The following is a 19,139-nucleotide window of genomic DNA, read 5'->3' on the forward strand; positions in this document are numbered from 1 at the left end:
GACACAATGCCCGACTTCACCCGGACCTATGACGTCCTGGTCGCCGGCGGCGGCAATGCGGCGCTCTGCGCCGCCATCGAGGCGCGGCGGGCCGGTGCCTCGGTGATCCTGGCCGAGCACGCGCCGCTGCCGATGCGCGGCGGCAATTCCCGCCACACGCGCAACCTGCGCGCGCTGCACCCGGCGCCGACCGACGTGCAGACCGAGAGCTACCTGGAAGAGGAGTACTGGGACGACCTGCTGCGCGTGACCGGCGGCAAGACCGACGAGCATCTGGCGCGCATGTGCATCCGCGCCTCCCAGCACGCGCCGGCCTTCCTCGCTTCCTGCGGCGTGACCTTCCAGCCCTCGCTCTCGGGCACGCTCTCCCTCTCGCGCACCAACGCCTTCTTCCTGGGCGGCGGCAAGGCGCTCCTCAACGCGCTGTACCGCACCGCGACGACGCTCGGCGTCGAGATCCTCTACGACACCGAGGTGCAGCACATCGCGGTGCAGGACGGCTACGCGACCGAGGCGATCGTCTCCCACAAGGGCTTCCCGGAGCGCATCCGCTTCAAGGCGCTGGTCGCGGCCTCCGGCGGCTTCCAGGCGAACCGCGAATGGCTGCGGCAATACTGGGGCAGCGCGGCGGACGAGTTCCAGATCCGCGGCACGCCCTATGCCCAGGGCCGCGTGCTGCGCGACCTGCTGGACCAGGGCGTGCAGGAGGTGGGCGACCCCACGCAGTTCCACGCGGTGGCCAACGACGCGCGCGCACCGATGGAGGATGGCGGGCTGGCCATGCGGCTCGACTGCATCCCCTTCGCCATCGCGGTGAACCGCAATGTCGAGCGCTTCTACGACGAGGGCGAGGATGTCTGGCCGAAGCGCTACGCCATCTGGGGCCGCCTGATCGCGCAGCAGCCCGGGCAATGCGCCTTCGCCATCACCGACAGCCAGGCCGAGCTCGACTACCTCCCGAGCGTCTTCCCGCCCTACAAGGCGGACACCATCGCGGAGGTCGCGGCGATGGCCGGCATCGACGGCGCGAAGCTCGAGCGCGTGGTCGCGGAATACAACGCCGCCGTGCGCCCCGGCACCTTCCGCCCCATGGTGCCCGACGATTGCCGCACCGAGGGGCTGACGCCGCCCAAGAGCCACTGGGCGCGGCGCATCGAGAAGCCGCCCTTCATCCTGCATCCGCTGCGCACCGGCATCACCTTCACCTTCCTCGGCCTGAAGGTGAACGACCGCGCGCGCGTGCTGATGGCCGACGGCAAGCCCTCGGGCAACATGTTCGCATCCGGCGAGATCATGTCCGGCAACATCCTCGGCCAGGGTTACCTGGCGGGCTTCGGGATGACGCTCGGCACGGTGTTCGGCCGCATCGCCGGCGAGGAGGCCGCGCGCCATGTCCGCAACTGAAGCGACCCCTCCCGCGCCCAGCGAGGCGATGCAGGATGCCTGGCGGCAGATGCAGGTCTGCAACGCCTGCCGCTATTGCGAGAGCTACTGCGCGGTGTTCCCGGCGATGGCAATGCGCCGCAGCTTCAGCGAGGGCGACCTGACGCACCTCGCCAATCTCTGCCATGGCTGCAAGGGCTGCTACCACGCCTGCCAATACGCGCCGCCACACCCCTTCGAGATCAACATCCCCGCGACCTTCGCGCAGATCCGGCAGGAGAGCTACGCGGCGCATGCCTGGCCGGCGCCGATGGGCCGCCTGTTCGAGCGCAATGGCACCATCGTCTCGCTCGCCGCGGCGCTGATCGTGACGCTGGTGCTGCTGGCGACCGTCGCGCTGAAGGACCCGGCGGTGCTCTACACGGCGCAGACCGGCCAGGGCGCCTTCTTCCGCATCATCCCGCTCTGGCTGATCAACCTGCTGGCCGGTGCGACCTTCGGCTATGCGATCCTGGCCATGACCATGGGCGGCATCCGCTACTGGCGCGGCACGGCGGGCGGCGCGGGACCGGTGCCGCGGGCGGCGGCGGTGGACGCGACGGTGGACATCCTGACGCTGCGCAACCTCGGCGGCGGCGGGCATGGCTGCAACGACCTGGACGACAGCTTCGCGATGCATCGCCGCTGGCTGCACCAGGCGATGTTCTACGGCTTCCTGCTGTGCTTCGCCGCGACCTGCACGGGCGCGATCTATCACCACGTCTTCGGCTGGCATTCGCCGCACGCCTTCTGGAGCCTGCCGGTGCAGCTCGGCACCTGGGGCGGCGTGCTGCTCTGCATCGGCACGGCGGGGCTGATCTGGGTGAAGGTGATCACCGATCCGGTCCCGGTCGCGCGGCAGCTTATGGGCGGCGAGTATGCGATGCTGATGCTGCTGTTCCTGGTCGGCTCGACCGGGCTGCTGCTGCTGGCGCTGCGCCACACCGGCGCGATGGGCATGCTGCTCGCGCTGCATTTCGGGCTGGTGCTCGCCCTCTTCGTGGCGATGCCGTACAGCAAGATGGTGCATGGCGTGTATCGCGGCTTGGCGCTGCTGCGGCATGCGCGGGAGCGGCGCGGGCCGGTGCGCGGCGGCGCCGCGTAACGATCCCCTCACAGTCTGGACGAATCAGCGCACCTCTGCGCAATCGTGCATCGGTCGTGGCCGCCGGCCGCGTATGATGCTGTCGCCCTTCCGTATATCCGCGCAGAGGTATGTTTCCATGCCGTTCGATCCCGCGGCGATGGGCTGGAAGCCCTTCGACGATCCGGCCTTGCCGCAGGTGATGACCCGGCACTGGGAGCGCGAGGAGGGCGAGGGCTTCGCCTATGGCTTCGAGACCGGCGCCGGGCAGGCCAACGGCCTCGGCGTGGTGCATGGTGGCATCCTCGCGACCTATATCGACCACACGATGGGCCGCGTCGCGCGCAGGGCGGCCGGCGACGTGCCGGTGGCGACGATCCAGCTCGACCTGCACTACCTCTCGCCGGCGCGTCCCGGCTTCTTCATCGAGGCGCGCGGCATCGTCGTGCGACGGACCATGTCGGTGATCTTCCTGCGCGGCGCGCTGACCTCGCAGGGCACCGACGTGCTCACCGCCAGCGGGATCTGGAAGATCCTCGGCCGGCGGTGAGCCGTCGCCCGGTCAGGCCCGGAGCGCCGCCAGCACGCGCTCCGGCGTGAAGGGCACCTCCGGCACGTGCCGGCCCGTCGCGTCCAGGATCGCATTGGCGATCGCGGCCCCCGTCGGGCCCTGACTGCCCTCCCCCACGCCGAGCGCGGGCAGGTCCGGACGGTCGATCAGCACGCTCTCGATCGCCGGCACCTGGCCGAAGCCGATGATCGGGTAGGCGTGGTAGTCCTCGCTGGTCATGCGGCGTCCATCCCAGCGGCCTTCCTCCATCAGCGTCCAGGACGCGGACTGCACCATCCCGCCCTCGATCTGGTTGGCGATGCCGTCCGGGTTCACCGCGCGCCCGGCCTCGGTCGCGGCCCACATCCGCTGCACCCGCACCGCGCCGCTGCCGACATCCACCGCGACGCGCGCGACCACCGCGACATGGCTGTCGGAGTTCTTGTATTTCGACAGGCCGACGCCGGTGCCGACCAGTTCCGTCCCCTGCGCGCGTCCGCGCCCGAGCGTCACGGGGCGCGGCTGCCAGCCGGAAAGCGCAACGGCACGCTGCAGCACGGCCACAAGCCGCGGGTCGCGCAGGTGGCGCAGCCGGTAGGCGACCGGGTCCTGCCCCGCCAGCGCCGCGCACTCGTCCATGAACATCTCGGCGGCGACCACGTTGAAGTAGCCGCCGAGGGTGCGCAGCGCGGAGGTCCGCACCGGCATCTCCGCATGGAAATGCGTCGTCACCTTCTGCCCGGGCACGGCATAGATCGGCACCGCGTTGCGCGCCGCCGCGCCGTTGGGCAGCGCGCCATCGGTCGCGCGCGGCGGCGGCACCGGGTTCTCCAGATACCAGGCGGAGCGCAGGTTGCAGCCGCTGGAGCCGCCCGGCCGCGTGGAGTGCGGGAAGGACCAGACATCATGCGCCCAGGAGGCGAGGCCGCCATCGGCGCCGAGCCCGGCCTCCAGCCGCACGACCATGGCGGAGCCCCAGGGCTCCCACACCATCTCCTCCTCATGCGTCCAGTGGACGCGCACCGGCTTGCCCGGCACCGCGCGCGCGAGCAGCGCGGCATCCAGCGCGACGTCGTCCGCGCCGTTGTGCCCGTAGCAGCCCGAGCCCTGCGCATGGATCACGCGGATCGCGTCCGGCTGCATGCGTAGGCCGCGCGCCAGGTCGCCGCGCAGCGGGAACGGTCCCTGGGTGTGCGACCAGACCGTGAGGCGGCCATCGTCCCAGCGCGCCAGCGCGCAGGAGGCGCCGATCGAGGCATGCGCCTGGAAGCCCCGGCGATACTCGGCGCGGTGGCTGCGCGCGCCGGCCGGACCGGCCTCGGTCGTGTGGATGGTGCGCGTCTCGGCCGGCGCGGTCAGCAGGTGATCGAAGGCGGTCTTGCCGCCGAACAGCGCCGCACCGTCCTGCCAGCGCGCGGCCGCCACGATCTTCCGTGCCGCGTCGTTCGCCTGCTCCTCGCGCCGCGCGACGACGCCCAGGAAGGATCCGTCGCGCACCACGGCGACCACGCCCGGCAGGCCGCGCGCCCAGTCCATGTCGAGCGAGACGAGCTTCGCCGCATAGCCCGGCGGCCGCGCCACGGCGCCGAACAGCAGCCCTTCGGGCCGCATGTCGTGGATGAACACCTGCCGGCCGAACACCTTCGCCGGGATGTCCGTGCGCGGCATGGAGGTACCGATCAGCGTGGCCGCCATCGGCGGCTTGCGCCGCGCCGTGGTGTCCACCGGCCGCACGAGCGAGACGTGGGACGCGGCCTCGGCATAGGTCATGCGCCGGCCGCCCAGCCCCTCGATCACGCCGTCGCGCACGCCGAGCGCGGCGCGCTCCATGCTCCATTGCGTCGCGGCGACGCCGAGCAGCGTGGCGCGCGCATCCGCGCAGGCGACGCCGAGCGCCTCGCCGCCGAAGCGGATGGACTGGCTGCCGGCCGTGACGCCCTCATTCGCGGTCTGGGCCGTGTCGCCGGAGATCAGCTCGATCCGCTCGGGCGCGACATCCAGCTCCTCGGCGGCGATCTGGCGCATGGCGGTCAGCACGCCCTGCCCCAGCTCGACCCGCCCGGTGAGCACGACGATGCGCCCATCGGGCGTGATGCGCACCCAACTGTCGAGGCGCGGGTTGCTGCGCAGCATCGGCGTGACCGGCGCTGGCGCGGCCTGTCCGGCTGCTTCCTGCCAGCGGAAGCCGATGGCGAGGCCGGCGGTGCCGGCGGCGAAGGCGCCCAGGAAGGCGCGGCGGGACGGCATCTCGGCGCCCATGGTCAGGCCCCCCGCCCGTTCGCCGCGCGCAGCACGGCGCGGACCACGCGCGGCTGCGTGCCACAGCGGCAGAGGTTGTGGTCCAGCACCTCCTTCACCGTCGCCTCGTCCAGGCTGGCGGGGCGTTCCTGCAGCAGCGCCGCGGCCTGCATGATCATGCCGTTGGTGCAGTAGCCGCATTGCGCCGCCTGCTCGGCGATGAAGGCCGCCTGCAGCGGGTGCGGCCGTTCGGGCGTGCCGAGACCTTCCAGCGTGGTGACGACATGGCCGACCGCATCGCCCGCCCGCATCTGGCAGGACCGCACCGCGCGGCCGTCCACCAGCACGGTGCAGGCGCCGCATTGCGCGCGCCCGCAGCCGAGCTTGGGCCCGTTGAGCTCCAGGTCGTTGCGGAGCACGAAGATCAACGGCGTCGCCGGGTCCACCTCGACCTCGGTCGTGCGCCCGTTCACGCTGAGACGCAGCATGACGGTTTCCTTCCCCCTTGCCTGCCGCGCCCGATGGCGCCGGCCCCGCGGCCCGTTCGCCGGGCTCGCGGAACGAGGCTAGGGCGCGGCGCGGCGCAAAGGAAGGGGTTGGAGGCGGTGCCGCGAGGCGCGTCAGTCCAGCCTGACGCCCGCCTTCTGCACCACCTCCCGCCAGGTCGTCGTCTCGCTTGCGATGAAGTCGGCGAAGGCGCGGCGATCCAGGAAGCTTGGCGTGAAGGCCGCCTCTGCCAGGCGCTGGCGGATCTGCGCCTGCCGCAGGATCCTCGCGACCTCCTGCTCGAAGCGCGCGGCGATCGGATCGGGCAGATCGCGTGGGCCAAGCAGGCCGATCCAGTCCACGGAGGCGTAGCCGGGCACATGCTGTTCGGCGACCGTCGGTACATCCGGGAAGAAGGGCGAGCGCTCGGCCGAGGTGACGGCGATCGCGCGCAGCTGGCCACCCCGCACGGGCCCCGTGAGCGCCGCCAGCGTGTCCGACATCAGCGAAACCTGGCCCGCGATGAGGTCCGCCAGAGCCGGGCCGGAACCGCGATAAGGCACATGCGTCAGCTGCACGCCCGTCATGCTGGCGAACAGCTCCATGTTCAGGTGCTGCGTCGTGCCGTTGCCGGGTGAGGCGTAGAAGATCGCGCCCGGATTGGCCCGCGCCCGCGCCACCAGTTCTCCGATCGCGTTGACCGGGAAGTCCTTGTTGACCACGAAAAGCTGCGGGACGGAGGCGATCAGCGCGATCGGCGTCATGTCCCTGAGCGGATCGTAGCCGAGGTGCGGGTGGAGGCTGGGCGCGATGGTGGTGGGCCATTTGCCGCCCATCACCGCGGCGGTGCCGTCGGCCGGTTGGTTCGCGGCGTATTCCATGCCGACGGTGCCGCCGGCGCCGGGCCGGTTCTCCACCACGACCGGCTGGCCGAGGGCGGGCTGCAGGCGCTCGGCCAGCATGCGCATGAGAAGGTCGGCGACCTCCCCCGGGGGAGAGGGCACGATGATGCGCACCGGGCTCGTGGGCGACCAGGCCTCCTGCGCCGATGCGGGCAGCGCAACTGCCGCGACCGATGCGGCGAGCAGGGTGCGACGTGACAGCGGGGTGAGCGCCGCGCTGCCGGGTGCGGGCGGGGTCATCCGGGAAGCCTAATGGTCCCCTTCGCGCCCAACAACGGGGCGCGCCCGGCGCGGCTGCGGCTCAGGCGCCGAAGCAGGGGGCGCGGCGCGCCATGCCGCCGTGCAGGTCGAGCAGCCGCTCGCGCCAGGCATGCACCACGTCGTCCAGCTCCAGCAGGCGCAGCGGGCTGCAGCTGCGCGCCCACATGAAGCTGCCGAAGACGATGTGATCCGCGTAGTCCGGCGCCTGGCCGCCGAAGAAGGGCTGCTCCCGCAGCATCAGCCGCATCGGCTGCAACGCGGCGCGGAAGGCGGGCAGCCGCGCCTCGCGATCGGCGGTCACCTGCTCGAGCGTCATGCCGTAGCGCTTCTCGCGGCTCTCGACGAAATAGGCGCGCTCCTTCGGGCCAAGCAGCGCGGGAATGTCGGAGACGATCATGCGGCCGATCCCCGCCAGCAGCACGCTGTCGTTCCAGGCGGCGAGGAAGCGGTAGCCGGCGGGCTGGCCGTGCAGCAGGCTCGGCCGGTCCGGATAGGCCTGGTCGAGATACTGCGCGATGGCCCAGGAATCCGCGACCACGCGCGCGCCATCCACCAGCACCGGCACCTTCTCATGCTGCGCGAAGGCCAACCGGTCGGTCTCGGTGAAGCGCCAGGGCACGCTCTCGAAGTCGAGGCCCTTATGCGCCAGCGCCATGCGGCTGCGCCAGCAATAGGGGCTGAAGATGCGCTCGGCATCGGTGCCGCAGAGTTCGTAGAGCTGGCGGGCCATGGTCCTCGGCTTCCGGTTCTGGGATCAGTCGGGCGCGGCGGGGTCGAGCAGGCTCAGCGCCTGGCGGGCGGCGCCCTTCAGCAACGCCGGCTCGGGATGCGCGCGGGCCAGCACGCGCAGGCCCATGATCGTGGTCAGTAGCAGCCGCGCCACGTCGCGCGCCGGACGCCTCGCGGCGATCGTGCCGTCGCGCTGCCCGACGGAGAGGCAGCGGTGGAAGAAGCCCTCCAGCTCGGAAAGGCGATCCGCGACGAGCTCCGCGATCGCGGCATCGTGCGGGGCGACTTCCAGCGCCGTGTTCACCAGCAGGCAGCCCCGCGGATCAGCCAGCGAACGCGCCACCACCTCCTCCAGGAAGCGCTCGATGGCGGCACGGGGCGGCAGGGTGGACTCCAGGCGGCGGATGCGCGCGCGCATGTTGCCGTCGAGATAGCGATCCAGGCAGCGGGTGAAGAGCGCGTGCTTGTCGCCGAAGGCGTTGTAGAGGCTCGGCGCGCCAAGACCCATCGCCGCGCCGAGATCGCGCACCGAGGTCGCGGCGTAGCCGCTGCGCCAGAAGCAGTCCGTGGCCGCATCCAGAGCGGCGGTCTCGTCGAAGGCGCGCGGGCGGGCCATGCGGGCGTCGGGATCCGGCGATCTGTAGCGGCTGCTATAGAAAATACGACCGGCACCGATGGCACGCAATGCGCGGTCCGGAGTCAGTGAAGCCGCGCGGCGCCCTCCGGCGCGATCCAGGCGAGGCGGCCGGCCACGAAGGTCGCCAGCGGCGCACGACGTCGGGGATCCACCACGACGACGTCGCCGCGCAGCCCCGGCGCGATCCGCCCCCGATCCTCGAGCCCCGCCGCCGCGGCCGGGTTGGCGGAGACGAGGGCCCAGGCGCGCGCCAGGTCCAGCACGCCACGCGCCTCCATCACGAAGGCGGCCTGCAGCAGCGCCGGCCAAACATAATCCGAGGCGAGCACCGTCACGAGGCCGCGCTCGGCGAGCGGCGCCGCGGCTGACCACCCCAGATGGCTGCCGCCGCGCACCACATTGGGCGCGCCCATCACCACATGCTCGCCCGCCTCCCGCGCCGCCTGCGCGACCGCTTCCGCCATCGGGAACTCGCAGATCGCGGCACCCAGCGCGCGGAATGCGGCGCGAGCATCGGGCGTCGCGTCGTCATGGCTCAGCATCGGGATGCCGGCCACGCGCGCGGCCTCGGCCAGGCGCGCCTGCGCCGCCGGCACCTCCGGCCGCCGCGACCAGGCGCGCTCGGCCAGCGCGATGTAGTCCGCCAGCTTGACCCCGGCGCGGCCGGCATACTTCGCCATCGCGTCGGCGTCCTCGCGCTTGCGGATGATGCCGGGCGTATGGTCGTTGTAGGCGAGCAGCTGCACGCGCCCGGCAGCGATGTCCGCAAGAAGCTCCTCGAGCGCGTCGAGATTGTCCGCCTCGAAGCGGCAATGGACGCGGAGGTCCACGCCCGCGGCCGGTCGCACCGCTTCAACGGCGGCCAGCGTCGCGCGCCAGGCCTCGATCCCGCGCAGCCCCGGCTCCCAGGAGAGGGTGACGCCCAGGAAGGCCGTGGTGATGCCCGCGGCGAGCAATTGCGCGGCGCTGTCGCGCAGCGCGACCTCAGGCGGAAAATCCACGCCGGGGCGCGGCTGCATCTGCCGCTCATGCGCGTCGCCATGGATGTCCACGATGCCCGGCAGCACCAGCAGGCCGGTGGCGTCGAAGCGGCGCGCGGGATGCGCCGGCGCGGCCGCGATGCGTCCGTCGCGCAGCGCGACCTCACCCGCGGACAGTTCCTCGCCCCGCAGCACGCGGCCTCCGGCGATCGTCCAGTCCATGTCTCGCTACGACTCCACCACCAGCTGCACGCGACCGGCGGCGTAGCGGGACTGTGTGACATCCACCACCGCGCCGGCAGGATCGGTGTTGACCGCCTCCGTCACCAGCACCGGCCGGCTGCGGGATTGCTGCAGCAGGTCCGCTTCCTCCGGCGTGGGCAGGCGCGCGGTGATGCGCGTGACGCGGCGACGGTAGTCGGGCACGCCGCAGGCGGCGAGCGCCGCCGTGATCGAGGGGTTCTGCGCCAGCAGTTCCGGCAGTTGCGGGAAGCGCGCGGCGGGGAAGTGATGCGTGCCGATCACCACGGGCCGTCCATCGGCCAGGGCCAGCCGCTCCACCAGCACCACGGCGCGGCCGCGGCGGATGCCGAGCGCCTCCGCCAGCCCGGCCTCTGCCGGCACCTCCGCGATACGCAGGATGCGCCCGGCAGGCTCGCGGTTCTGCGCGCGGATGTTCTCCGAGAAGCGCGTGCGCGGACCGAGGCGGTAGTCCACCACGTCCTCGGCCACGAAGCTGCCGCGCCCCTGCTCGATCCGCACCAGGCCCCGGCCCTGCAATTCCTCCATCGCGCGGCGCACCGTGTGGCGGTTGACGGCGAAGCGCGCGGAGAGCTCCGCCTCCGTCGGCAGGCGGGCGCCCGGCTTGTGGCGGCCATCCGCGATCTCGGCTTCCAGCGTGTGCTGGATCTGGCGCCAGAGGGCGATGCCCTGGCGGCGCGTGAGGCCGGTCGACTGATCCGGCGCGACGGCGTCGGGCGTCATGGAAACTTCAACCTCTTGTGCCTCTCCGGCTGGCAAATTCGCCTTGACCATAAGTGGACGGATGACTAGTCGTCTAGATGAATTTGGACGTGCCGATGTCACCCTCCTCCCCTGCCGCAGCGCATGATCAGACCGGCCAACGGCGCCATTGGATGGGCGTGCTCGCCCGCGCCAGCGCGACGGAGATCGAGGGCAGGCTCGCCCGGCTCGCTCCGCTTCCCGCGCATGCGCGGCTGCGCGGGCCGGAGACGGGCCTCGTGATGGTGCGCGGCCGCGCGGGCGGCGACGGGGCGCCCTTCAACCTCGGCGAGATGACGGTCACGCGCTGCACGGTGCGGCTGGCCGATGGACGCGTCGGGCATGCCTATGTCGCCGGGCGCGATGCGCGCCAGGCGGAGCTGGCGGCGCTGGTGGATGCGCTGATGCTGGACGAGGCCGCGCGAGAGGCGGTGGAGGAGGCGGTGATCGCACCGCTCGCCGCCGCGCAGCGCAGCACGCGGGAGGCCGAGGCGCGCAAGGCCGCGGCCACGCGCGTGAACTTCTTCACCATGACGCAGATGCGCTGATGGACACGCGCTATCCCGGCTTCGCCGATCCCGTGCTCGACGCGCAGGCGAGCTTCCGCGCGGTGCTGGAGGCGATGAGCCGACCCGGCCGCGTGCAGGCGGTGGTGGCGCCGCCGGAACTCCCGCCGGGCCTCTCGCCCGCCGCCGCCTCGGTGCTGCTGACGCTGGTGGACGCCGCGACGCCGCTGCGCCTTGCTGCCGGGACGGAGGTGGAGGCGTGGGTGCGCTTCCATTGCGGCTGCCCCTTCGTTTGCGACGGCGCGGCCTTCGTGCTGGATCCGGGCGCCACGCTGATGGAGCTGGAGGCCGGCACCGATGAGGAGCCGGAGCGTGGCGCGACCCTGATCCTGGAGGTGGCGGCGCTGGAGGAGGCAGGCGGCTGGCGCCTGCGCGGGCCGGGCATCCGCGACGAACATCGCCTCCGCGTCACCGGGGCGCCGCCGGGCTTCGTCGCCGAATGGGCACGCAACCATGCGCGCTTCCCGTGCAGCGTGGACGTCATCCTCTGCGCCGGGGCGCGCATCGCCGCGCTGCCGCGCAGCCTTCGCATCGAGGAGTCGTAGCGCGATGTATGTCGCGACCAAGGGCGGCGAGCAGGCGATCGGCGCGGCGCATGCCTGGCTGGCCGAGACGCGGCGCGGCGATGCGGCGCTGCCGGAGCTCTCCGTCGCGCAGATCGAGGAACAGCTCGGCCTCGCGGTGGACCGCGTGATGGCGGAGGGAAGCTGTCATGACCGCGGGCTGGCCGCGCTGGCGGTGAAGCAGGCGAAGGGCGACCTGATCGAGGCAGCCTTCCTGCTGCGCGCCTATCGCACCACCCTGCCCCGCTTCGGCGCGACGGCGCCGCTCGACACCGGCGCCATGCGGATCCGCCGGCGGATCAGCGCCACCTACAAGGACCTGCCCGGCGGGCAGGTGCTGGGCCCCACCTTCGACTACACGCACCGGCTGCTGGATTTTTCCCTGACTGCCGCAGGACTGCCGCCGGAAGCTGCGTCACAGGCAGAACCCGACACGGCACCAACGCCGCGCGTGACGGAGTTGCTGGCGCGCGAGGGGCTGATGCAGCGCGAGCAGCCAAGCGAGGCCGAGCCCGGCGACCTGACGCGCGAGCCGCTGCGCTTCCCCGCCGACCGTGCCGTGCGCCTGCAGGCGCTGGCGCGCGGCGATGAGGGTTTTCTTCTGGGCCTCGGCTATTCCACGCAGCGCGGCTACGGCAACGCGCATCCCTTCGTCGGCGAGATCCGCGTGGGCGATGTCGCCGTCTGCTTCACGCCGCCGGAGCTCGGCTTCGAGATCGAGCTGGGCGACATCGGCGTGACCGAATGCCAGATGGTCAACCAGTTCAAGGGCAGCCGCACAGAGCCGCCGCAATTCACCCGCGGCTACGGCCTGGTCTTCGGCCATGGCGAGCGCAAGGCGATGGCGATGGCGCTGGTGGATCGCGGGCTGCGCGCCGCCGAACTGGGCGAGGAAGCGGATGCGCCGGCGCAGCAGCAGGAATTCGTGCTGTACCACTGCGACAATGTGGAGGCGACCGGCTTCGTGGAGCACCTGAAGCTGCCGCACTACGTGGACTTCCAGAGCGACCTCGAAAATGTGCGCACGATGCGCGAAAGCGCGATGAAGGCCGCGGCCGAATGACAAGCGCCGCCGCAAAGCCCTCTCCCCCCTCAGGGGGCAGAGGGTTGGGTGAGGGGGGCGCGCAAGGCGCCTACGCCCACGACACCGGCTACAACTTCGCCTATCTCGACGAATCCACGAAGCGGATGATCCGGCGCGCGATCCTGAAGGGCGTTGCGATCCCGGGCCACCAGGTGCCGTTCGGCTCGCGGGAGATGCCGCTGCCCTATGGCTGGGGCACCGGGGGCATCCAGGTGACGGCCTCCATCCTCGGGCCGTCCGACGTGCTGAAGGTGATCGACCAGGGCGCGGACGACACCACCAACGCCGTCTCGATCCGCGCCTTCTTCCGCCGCGTCGCCGGCGTCGCGACCACGGAGCGGACGGCGGAGGCGACGGTGATCCAGACACGCCACCGCATCCCCGAGCGGCAACTCACGGAAGGCCAGATCCTCGTCTACCAGGTGCCGATGCCGGAACCGCTGTTCCGGCTCGAGGCACGCGTGGCGGAGACGAAGCGGATGCACGCGCTCGCCGATTACGGGCTGATGCATGTGAAGCTCTACGAGGACATCGCGCGGCACGGCCATATCGCGACGAGCTACAATTACCCGGTGATGGTGGATGGTCGCTACCTGATGTCGCCCTCGCCCATTCCCGCCTTCGACAATCCGAAGATGGACCGCATGCCGGCGCTGCAGCTGTTCGGTGCGGGGCGCGAGAAGCGCATCTACGCCGTGCCGCCCTACACCGCGGTGCGGAGCCTCGATTTCGAGGACCATCCCTTCCGCCCGATCCGCGCGCCGCATGCCTGCGCGCTGTGCGGCTCGCGCGAGAGCTACCTCGACGAGGTGATCACAGACGATCGCGGCGGCAAGATCTTCGTCTGCTCCGACACCGACTACTGCACGGAGCGCCAGGCGACGAAAGCGGCCGCCGAATGAGCCCGCTGCTCTCCGCGCGCGGCCTGGAACTGCGCTTCGGCCGCATTGCCGCGCTGGACGGCGTGGACCTCGACATCTGGCCGGGCGAGGTCGTGGCCATCGTCGGTGAATCCGGCAGCGGCAAGACGACGCTGCTGCGCGTGCTGTCGGGGCTGGCGGCGCCGGATGCCGGCAGCGTGATCTTCGACGGGCAGGACGTGCTCGGCATGAACGAGGCCGCGCGGCGGCACCTGATGCGCACGCAATGGGGCTTCGTCCACCAGAACCCGCGCGACGGCCTGCGCATGGGCGTCTCCGCCGGCGGCAATATCGGCGAGCGGCTGATGGCGACCGGCGCGCGCCACTACGGCAACATCCGCGCCGCCGCCGCCGACTGGCTGCGCCGCGTCGAAATTGACCCCGAGCGCCTGGACGCCCTGCCGCGCACCTTCTCCGGCGGCATGCAGCAGCGGCTGCAGATCGCGCGCACGCTGGTGACTCATCCGCGCCTGGTGTTCATGGACGAGCCGACCGGCGGGCTTGATGTCTCGGTCCAGGCGCGCCTTCTCGACCTGATCCGCGCGCTGGTCGCGGAGCTCGGGCTCTCGGTGCTGCTCGTCACCCATGACATCGCCGCTGCGCGGCTGCTCGCGCATCGCATCCTGGTGATGCGGCACGGGCAGGTGGTGGAACAGGGCCTGACCGACCGCGTGCTGGACGACCCGCAGCATCCCTATACGCAGTTGCTCGTCACCTCGGTGCTCGCGGCATGAGTTTCGCCCTGCGTGCCGAGAACCTGGGAAAGTCCTTCACGCTGCACCTGCAGGGCGGCGTCACGCTGCCAGTGCTGCAGGCGCTCGAACTCACCGTCGCGCCGGGCGAATGCGTGGCGCTGTCGGGCCCTTCGGGCGCCGGCAAGTCCACCCTCATGCGCTGCCTCTACGGCAATTACGGCGCCGGCAGCGGGCGCATCCTGATCCGCCACCACGATGCCTCGGTGGACCTCGCCACGGCCGATGCGCGGCTGGTGCGGGAGGTGCGGCGGGACACGCTTGGCTATGTCTCGCAGTTCCTGCGCGTCATCCCGCGCGTTCCCGCCATCGAGATCGTGGCGGAGCCGCTGATGGCGCGCGGCGTCGCGCGGGACGCGGCGCTGGCCCGCGCCGAGGCGCTGCTCACGCGCCTCAACCTGCCCGCCCGGCTGCACCACCTGCCGCCGGCCACCTTCTCGGGCGGCGAGCAGCAGCGCGTGAACCTTGCCCGCGGCTTCGCCCCTGGCTATCCCGTGCTCCTGCTCGACGAGCCGACCGCCAGCCTCGACGCCGCCAACCGCGAGGTCGTGATCGGGCTGATCGCCGAAGCCAAGGCGCGCGGCGCCGCCATCGTCGGCATCTTCCACGATGCCGAGGTGCGCGACCGCGTCGCGGACCGCCTGTTCGACGTCGCCCCCCTGCACGAGGCCGCATGACCCCGGAAACCGTCCTGACCAACGCCCTGCTGGTGCTGCCCGAGGAGGTGATCGCCGGCACGGTGGTGATCCGCGGCGCACGCATCGCCGAGGTCCAGCCCGGCCGCAGCCACCTGCCCGGCGCGCAGGACCTCGACGGCGACCACCTGATCCCGGGCATCGTGGACGTCCATACGGACAACCTGGAACGCCAGGTGCAGCCGCGCGCGACGGCGCGCTGGCCCTCGCGATCCGCCATGCTCGCGCATGACACACAGACCATCGCCGCCGGCGTGACGACGGTGCTGGATGCGCTCTGCCTCGGCGATCTCGGCTTCGATGTGGGCCGCACCCAGACCTTTCGCGACGGCGTGGCCGACCTGGACGCCCTGGCCCCGACCGGGCTCCTGAAGAGCGAGCATTTCCTGCATCTGCGCTGCGAATTGCCGGCGGTCGACATGCCGGCTCTGGTGGAGATGGTGGCTGACCATCCGCTTGTGCGCATGGTCAGCCTCATGGACCATTCGCCGGGCGTCGGGCAGTACCGCGATATCGACCGCTATCGCGAGATGCGCGTTCGCCAGAACCGGCAGACGCCGGAACAGGTGGACAAGCGGATCGGCGAGTTGCTGGAGCAGCGCGGCCGCCTGCGCGAGAAGCAGCGGCGCTGGCTGCTGGATCGCGTCGCGCATCGCAAACTGCCGCTGGCGAGCCATGACGACGACACGCCGGAAGGCGTGCGGCAGAACGCCGCGGACGGCGTGATGATCAGCGAGTTCCCCGTGGTGATGGAAGCAGCGCGCGAGGCGAAGAAGCTCGGCGTCGAGGTCATCGCCGGGGCGCCGAACATCGTCCGCGGCGGCAGCCATTCCGGCAACGTCGCCGCCGCCGACCTGGTGCGGGCGGGCGCGGTGGATGTGCTGGCGAGCGACTACGTGCCCCCGGCGATGATCGAGGCCGCCTGGCTCAGCGCCGGCAGCGGCACGATCACGCTGCCGCAGGCCGTGGGCATGATCACCGACCGTGCGGCGCGCATGGTCGGCCTGCAGGATCGCGGCCGGATCGAGAAGGAGCTGCGCGCCGACCTCGTGCAGGTGCGCCCGCATGAGGGCCACGCCATCGTGCGCAAGGTCTGGCGCGCCGGGGAGCGCGTTGCCTGATGCGTGGCTGCACAGGAGCGCGGCTATGAGGGTGGCGCTCTACTGGGCGCCACGGCTCGAGGACCCGCTGCACCGCCTCGGCTCCGCCTGGCTCGGCCGCGATGCGGAGACAGGCGCGACGCTGCCGCAGCCGGCGCTTCCCGGCCTCGACATCGCCGAGATCACCGCCGATGCGCGCGGCTATGGCCTGCATGGCACGATGAAGCCGCCCTTCCGGCTCGCGACCGACTGGCACGCCTTCCGCGCGGATGCGATGGCGCTCGCCGCACGCACGCGGCCCTTCGCGCTGCCGCCGTTGGTGCTGGCCGAGCATCACGGCTTCCTCGCGCTGCTGGAGGGCGAGAAGTCGGCGCCGCTGCAGGCCTTTTGCGACGCCTGCGTGGAGGCGCTCGACCACCATCGCGCCGCGCCCTCGCCGGAGGAGATCGCGCGCCGCCGGCCGGAGCGCGCGACGCCCCGCCAGCGCGAGCACATCCAGCGCTGGGGCTACCCCTATGTCTTCGACGAATGGTGGTTCCACGTCACGCTGAGCCGGCGCCTGACGGAGGCGGAGCGCGCGGTGGTGCAGCCCGTGCTCACGGCCCATCTGGGCGAGGCGCCCGCCCTGCCCCGCAGTGTGACGGAACTGTGCCTGTTCACCCAGGCCGCGCCCGGCGCGCCCTTCCTGATCGCGGAGCGCCTGCCGCTGCTCGGCTGAGCCGTCAGCGCCGCGCGGTCGCGACGGCATTCGCGGCCGAGCGCAGCGCCGCCACCACCTGCGCGATGCCCTGCTCCCGCGGGCCGTCATTCATCACTTGATGCACCGTCAGGCCAGGCGGCAAGGCCGCTTCCCGCGCCAGGCGCCGCGCCACGTCCTCCGCCGCCTCTCGCCCACGTTCCGCCAGGCGCGCGGCCAGCACCGCGGCCGGGGCGGTGATCTCCAGCACCATGAGGGGAAAGCGCGTGGCAGCGTCCTGCAGCACGCCGCGCGAGAGATTCGCCACGATGACGAAACCCTGCCCGATCCCGGCCGCCTGATGCACCGGGATACCGTAGGACAGGCCATGCGCCTGCCACCACAGGGCGAAGCCGCCGGCCTCGCGCAGCCGCGCGAATTCCTCCTCCGTCGCCGGGACATGGTCCTCGCCGCCGGCTTCGGCGGGGCGGGTGATCACGCGACAGGCGAAACGGATCCGCGGATCCCCGGCCAGCTGCGCCCGCGCGCCCGCCATCAGCGTATCCTTGCCGGCGCCCGAGGGGCCGACGACCGCGACAAGCACGCGATCCCTCCGTCTTGACCCTTGCCGTTCTGCCTGCGCCTATCCGCATCCTCAAGCGGACCACCACGAAGGTTCATCGCATGTTCACAACCCGCCCCGAGATCGCCGGCAGCTTCGGCGTCGTCGCCTCCACGCACTGGATCGCCTCCCAGGTCGGGATGAGCGTGCTGGAGCGCGGCGGCAACGCCTTCGACGCGGCGGCGGCGGCGGGCTTCTGTCTGCAGGTGGTGGAGCCGCATCTGAACGGGCCGGGCGGCGACGCCCCGATCATCGTGCATGACGCGAAGTCCGGCGCGCAGCACGTGATCTGCGGCCAGGGCGTCGCGCCCGCAGGGCTCACCATCGGCCATGTGCGCGACGATCTGGGACTCGACCTCGTGCCGGGCACGGGGCTGCTGCCCGCGATGGTGCCGGGCGCCTTCGACGCCTGGGTGCTGATGCTGCGCGACTTCGGCACCTGGTCGCTGCGCGACGTGCTGTCCTACGCGATCGGCTATGCGCGGCGCGGCGTGCACTACGTGCCGCGCATCATCGCCACGCTGAACACCGTGCGCCCGATGTTCGAGCAGGAATGGAAGACCTCCGCCGCGCTGTGGCTGCGCGATGGCGGGCCGCAGGAAGGCAAGCTCTGGGCCAACCCGACGCTGGCCGACACCTGGGAGCGCCTGCTGCGCGAGGCCGAGGCCGCCGGGCATGATCGCGTGGCGCAGATCGAGGCGGCGCGGGGCGCCTGGTACGGCGGCTTCGTCGCCGAGGCGATCGACCGCTTCTTCCGCACGAACGAGGTGCTCGACACCTCCGGCCGCCGCCACAAGGGCGTGCTGACCGGCGACGACATGGCAAAGTGGCGCGCCGGGATCGAGGCGCCGCTGAAGCGCGACTACCGCGGCACCACGCTGCTGAAATGCGGCGTCTGGAGCCAGGGCCCGACCATGCTGCAGACAATGGCGCTGCTGGAGGGCTTCGACATCGGCGCCATGGACCCGCTCGGCGAGCGCTTCATCCACACGGTCGTCGAATGCCTCAAGCTCTCCTTCGCCGATCGCGAGGCCTTCTACGGCGACCCCAACTTCGTGGACGTGCCGATCCACGCGCTGCTGTCGGAGGAGTACGTCGCCGAACGCCGCAAGCTGATCGGCGAGAGCGCCTCGATGGAGCTGCGCCCCGGCAGCATCCCCGGCTTCGACCGCCCCGCGCCCGACTTCGCGGCCGCGGAGGCGCGGAACGAATGGATGACGCGCGCGGCCGGCGCGGGCGAGCCGACCGTCGCACGGCTCGGCGCCTCGGGCGGCGACACCTGCCACGTGGATGTCATCGACAGCCAGGGGAACATGGTCAGCGCCACGCCATCCGGCGGATGGCTGCAATCCTCGCCGGCGATCCCGGAACTCGGCTTCTGCCTCGGCACGCGCGGGCAGATGTTCTGGCTGGACGAGAAGCATCCGAACGGCCTGCTCCCCGGCAAGCGGCCGCGCACCACGCTCTCCCCTGCGATGGCGCTGAAGGACGGCCGCCCCTGGATGAGCTTCGGCACGCCCGGCGGCGAGCAGCAGGACCAGTGGCAGCCCATCATGTTCGCCCGCATGGTGGACCACGCGATGACGATCCAGCAGGCGATCGACGCGCCGTCCTTCCACACGGAACACTGGATCTCCTCCTTCTGGCCGCGCGCGGCGAAGCCCGGGAAGGTGGTGATCGAGGGCCGCTACGCGCCCGACGTCGCGATGGCGCTGCGCGACCGCGGCCACCTGGCGGAAGTTGGCGGCGACTGGTCGGAAGGACGCCTGACCGGCGCCAGGCAGGAGACCGACGGCCAACTCTTCGCCGGCGCGAACCCGCGCGGGATGCAGGGCTACGCGGTCGGGCGGTAGCGGCCATGCAGGGGGCC

Annotated in this window: 20 protein-coding genes; 12 read left to right on the forward strand and 8 right to left on the reverse strand. The window is 71.9% G+C overall.

Features of this window, described 5'->3' with window-relative positions; translation table 11 throughout:
* Window positions 1-6: 6 nt before the first annotated feature.
* From tcuA to DFH01_RS14105, 3 genes are all read left to right on the forward strand, one after another.
* Window positions 7-1,404: an FAD-dependent tricarballylate dehydrogenase TcuA gene (tcuA, locus tag DFH01_RS14095; protein ID WP_109871098.1), complete on the forward strand. Its 1,398-nt coding sequence runs from the start codon at window positions 7-9 to the stop codon at window positions 1,402-1,404.
* Entirely contained in the window at window positions 1,391-2,527 is a 1,137-nt protein-coding gene (tcuB, locus tag DFH01_RS14100; RefSeq protein WP_199231237.1) for a tricarballylate utilization 4Fe-4S protein TcuB, read from the forward strand. The genes tcuA and tcuB overlap by 14 nt, the downstream gene beginning before the upstream one ends.
* Window positions 2,528-2,645: 118 nt before the next feature.
* On the forward strand, window positions 2,646-3,056 hold the full coding sequence (locus tag DFH01_RS14105) for a PaaI family thioesterase (RefSeq protein WP_158287761.1): 411 nt from the start codon (window positions 2,646-2,648) through the stop codon (window positions 3,054-3,056).
* A gap of 12 nt (window positions 3,057-3,068) precedes the next feature.
* On the opposite strand, the gene DFH01_RS14110 is transcribed toward DFH01_RS14105, so the two are convergent.
* The 7 genes from DFH01_RS14110 to phnF form a co-directional block, all read right to left on the reverse strand.
* On the reverse strand, window positions 3,069-5,303 hold the full coding sequence (locus DFH01_RS14110) for a xanthine dehydrogenase family protein molybdopterin-binding subunit (RefSeq protein ID WP_233256111.1): 2,235 nt from the start codon (window positions 5,301-5,303) through the stop codon (window positions 3,069-3,071).
* Window positions 5,304-5,317: 14 nt separating this feature from the next.
* Entirely contained in the window at window positions 5,318-5,782 is a 465-nt protein-coding gene (locus DFH01_RS14115; RefSeq protein WP_109871102.1) for a (2Fe-2S)-binding protein, read from the reverse strand.
* Between the two features lie 132 nt (window positions 5,783-5,914).
* Complete coding sequence (locus DFH01_RS14120; RefSeq protein ID WP_109871103.1) at window positions 5,915-6,922, reverse strand: Bug family tripartite tricarboxylate transporter substrate binding protein; 1,008 nt, start codon at window positions 6,920-6,922, stop codon at window positions 5,915-5,917.
* 61 nt (window positions 6,923-6,983) lie between these two features.
* Window positions 6,984-7,673 carry a glutathione S-transferase family protein gene (locus DFH01_RS14125; protein ID WP_109871104.1) on the reverse strand — a complete coding sequence of 230 codons (690 nt, stop codon included), beginning with the start codon at window positions 7,671-7,673 and terminating at the stop codon, window positions 6,984-6,986.
* A gap of 24 nt (window positions 7,674-7,697) precedes the next feature.
* Window positions 7,698-8,288 (reverse strand): TetR/AcrR family transcriptional regulator, encoded by a 591-nt coding sequence (locus DFH01_RS14130; RefSeq protein WP_109871105.1) that lies wholly within the window; start codon window positions 8,286-8,288, stop codon window positions 7,698-7,700.
* A gap of 83 nt (window positions 8,289-8,371) precedes the next feature.
* On the reverse strand, window positions 8,372-9,511 hold the full coding sequence (locus DFH01_RS14135) for an alpha-D-ribose 1-methylphosphonate 5-triphosphate diphosphatase (protein WP_109871106.1): 1,140 nt from the start codon (window positions 9,509-9,511) through the stop codon (window positions 8,372-8,374).
* 6 nt (window positions 9,512-9,517) lie between these two features.
* A complete protein-coding gene (gene phnF / locus DFH01_RS14140) occupies window positions 9,518-10,273 on the reverse strand; it encodes a phosphonate metabolism transcriptional regulator PhnF (protein WP_109871107.1) in 756 nt (251 codons plus the stop codon).
* 95 nt (window positions 10,274-10,368) lie between these two features.
* Between phnF and phnG the strand changes: the two genes are divergently transcribed.
* Genes phnG through DFH01_RS14180 form a run of 8 tightly spaced genes read left to right on the forward strand, consistent with a single transcriptional unit; the run spans window position 10,369 to window position 16,689 of the window.
* Window positions 10,369-10,839: a phosphonate C-P lyase system protein PhnG gene (gene phnG, locus DFH01_RS14145; RefSeq protein WP_269846268.1), complete on the forward strand. Its 471-nt coding sequence runs from the start codon at window positions 10,369-10,371 to the stop codon at window positions 10,837-10,839.
* A complete protein-coding gene (phnH, locus tag DFH01_RS14150; RefSeq protein WP_109871109.1) occupies window positions 10,839-11,402 on the forward strand; it encodes a phosphonate C-P lyase system protein PhnH in 564 nt (187 codons plus the stop codon). Before phnG ends, phnH begins: the two co-directional genes overlap by 1 nt.
* Window positions 11,403-11,406: 4 nt before the next feature.
* Window positions 11,407-12,483, forward strand: a complete 1,077-nt coding sequence (locus DFH01_RS14155; protein WP_109871110.1) for a carbon-phosphorus lyase complex subunit — start codon at window positions 11,407-11,409, stop codon at window positions 12,481-12,483.
* A gap of 44 nt (window positions 12,484-12,527) precedes the next feature.
* Entirely contained in the window at window positions 12,528-13,406 is an 879-nt protein-coding gene (locus DFH01_RS14160) for an alpha-D-ribose 1-methylphosphonate 5-phosphate C-P-lyase PhnJ (protein ID WP_269846257.1), read from the forward strand.
* Complete coding sequence (gene phnK, locus DFH01_RS14165) at window positions 13,403-14,158, forward strand: phosphonate C-P lyase system protein PhnK (RefSeq protein WP_109871112.1); 756 nt, start codon at window positions 13,403-13,405, stop codon at window positions 14,156-14,158. The genes DFH01_RS14160 and phnK overlap by 4 nt, the downstream gene beginning before the upstream one ends.
* Window positions 14,155-14,853, forward strand: coding sequence for a phosphonate C-P lyase system protein PhnL (phnL, locus tag DFH01_RS14170; protein WP_109871113.1), 699 nt, complete (start codon window positions 14,155-14,157; stop codon window positions 14,851-14,853). Before phnK ends, phnL begins: the two co-directional genes overlap by 4 nt.
* Window positions 14,850-15,992, forward strand: a complete 1,143-nt coding sequence (locus tag DFH01_RS14175; protein ID WP_109871114.1) for an alpha-D-ribose 1-methylphosphonate 5-triphosphate diphosphatase — start codon at window positions 14,850-14,852, stop codon at window positions 15,990-15,992. The genes phnL and DFH01_RS14175 overlap by 4 nt, the downstream gene beginning before the upstream one ends.
* Before the next feature lie 25 nt (window positions 15,993-16,017).
* Window positions 16,018-16,689: a DUF1045 domain-containing protein gene (locus tag DFH01_RS14180; RefSeq protein ID WP_109871115.1), complete on the forward strand. Its 672-nt coding sequence runs from the start codon at window positions 16,018-16,020 to the stop codon at window positions 16,687-16,689.
* Window positions 16,690-16,693: 4 nt separating this feature from the next.
* Here DFH01_RS14180 and phnN read toward each other — a convergent pair whose 3' ends face one another.
* On the reverse strand, window positions 16,694-17,251 hold the full coding sequence (gene phnN / locus DFH01_RS14185; RefSeq protein ID WP_233256112.1) for a phosphonate metabolism protein/1,5-bisphosphokinase (PRPP-forming) PhnN: 558 nt from the start codon (window positions 17,249-17,251) through the stop codon (window positions 16,694-16,696).
* An 80-nt stretch (window positions 17,252-17,331) separates the two neighbouring features.
* Here phnN and DFH01_RS14190 point away from each other — a divergent pair, with 80 nt between their 5' ends.
* Window positions 17,332-19,122, forward strand: coding sequence for a gamma-glutamyltransferase family protein (locus DFH01_RS14190; RefSeq protein ID WP_109871116.1), 1,791 nt, complete (start codon window positions 17,332-17,334; stop codon window positions 19,120-19,122).
* Window positions 19,123-19,139 lie beyond the last annotated feature (17 nt).

The organism is Falsiroseomonas bella (genome assembly GCF_003173615.1).
GTDB classification, from domain to species: domain Bacteria; phylum Pseudomonadota; class Alphaproteobacteria; order Acetobacterales; family Acetobacteraceae; genus Falsiroseomonas; species Falsiroseomonas bella.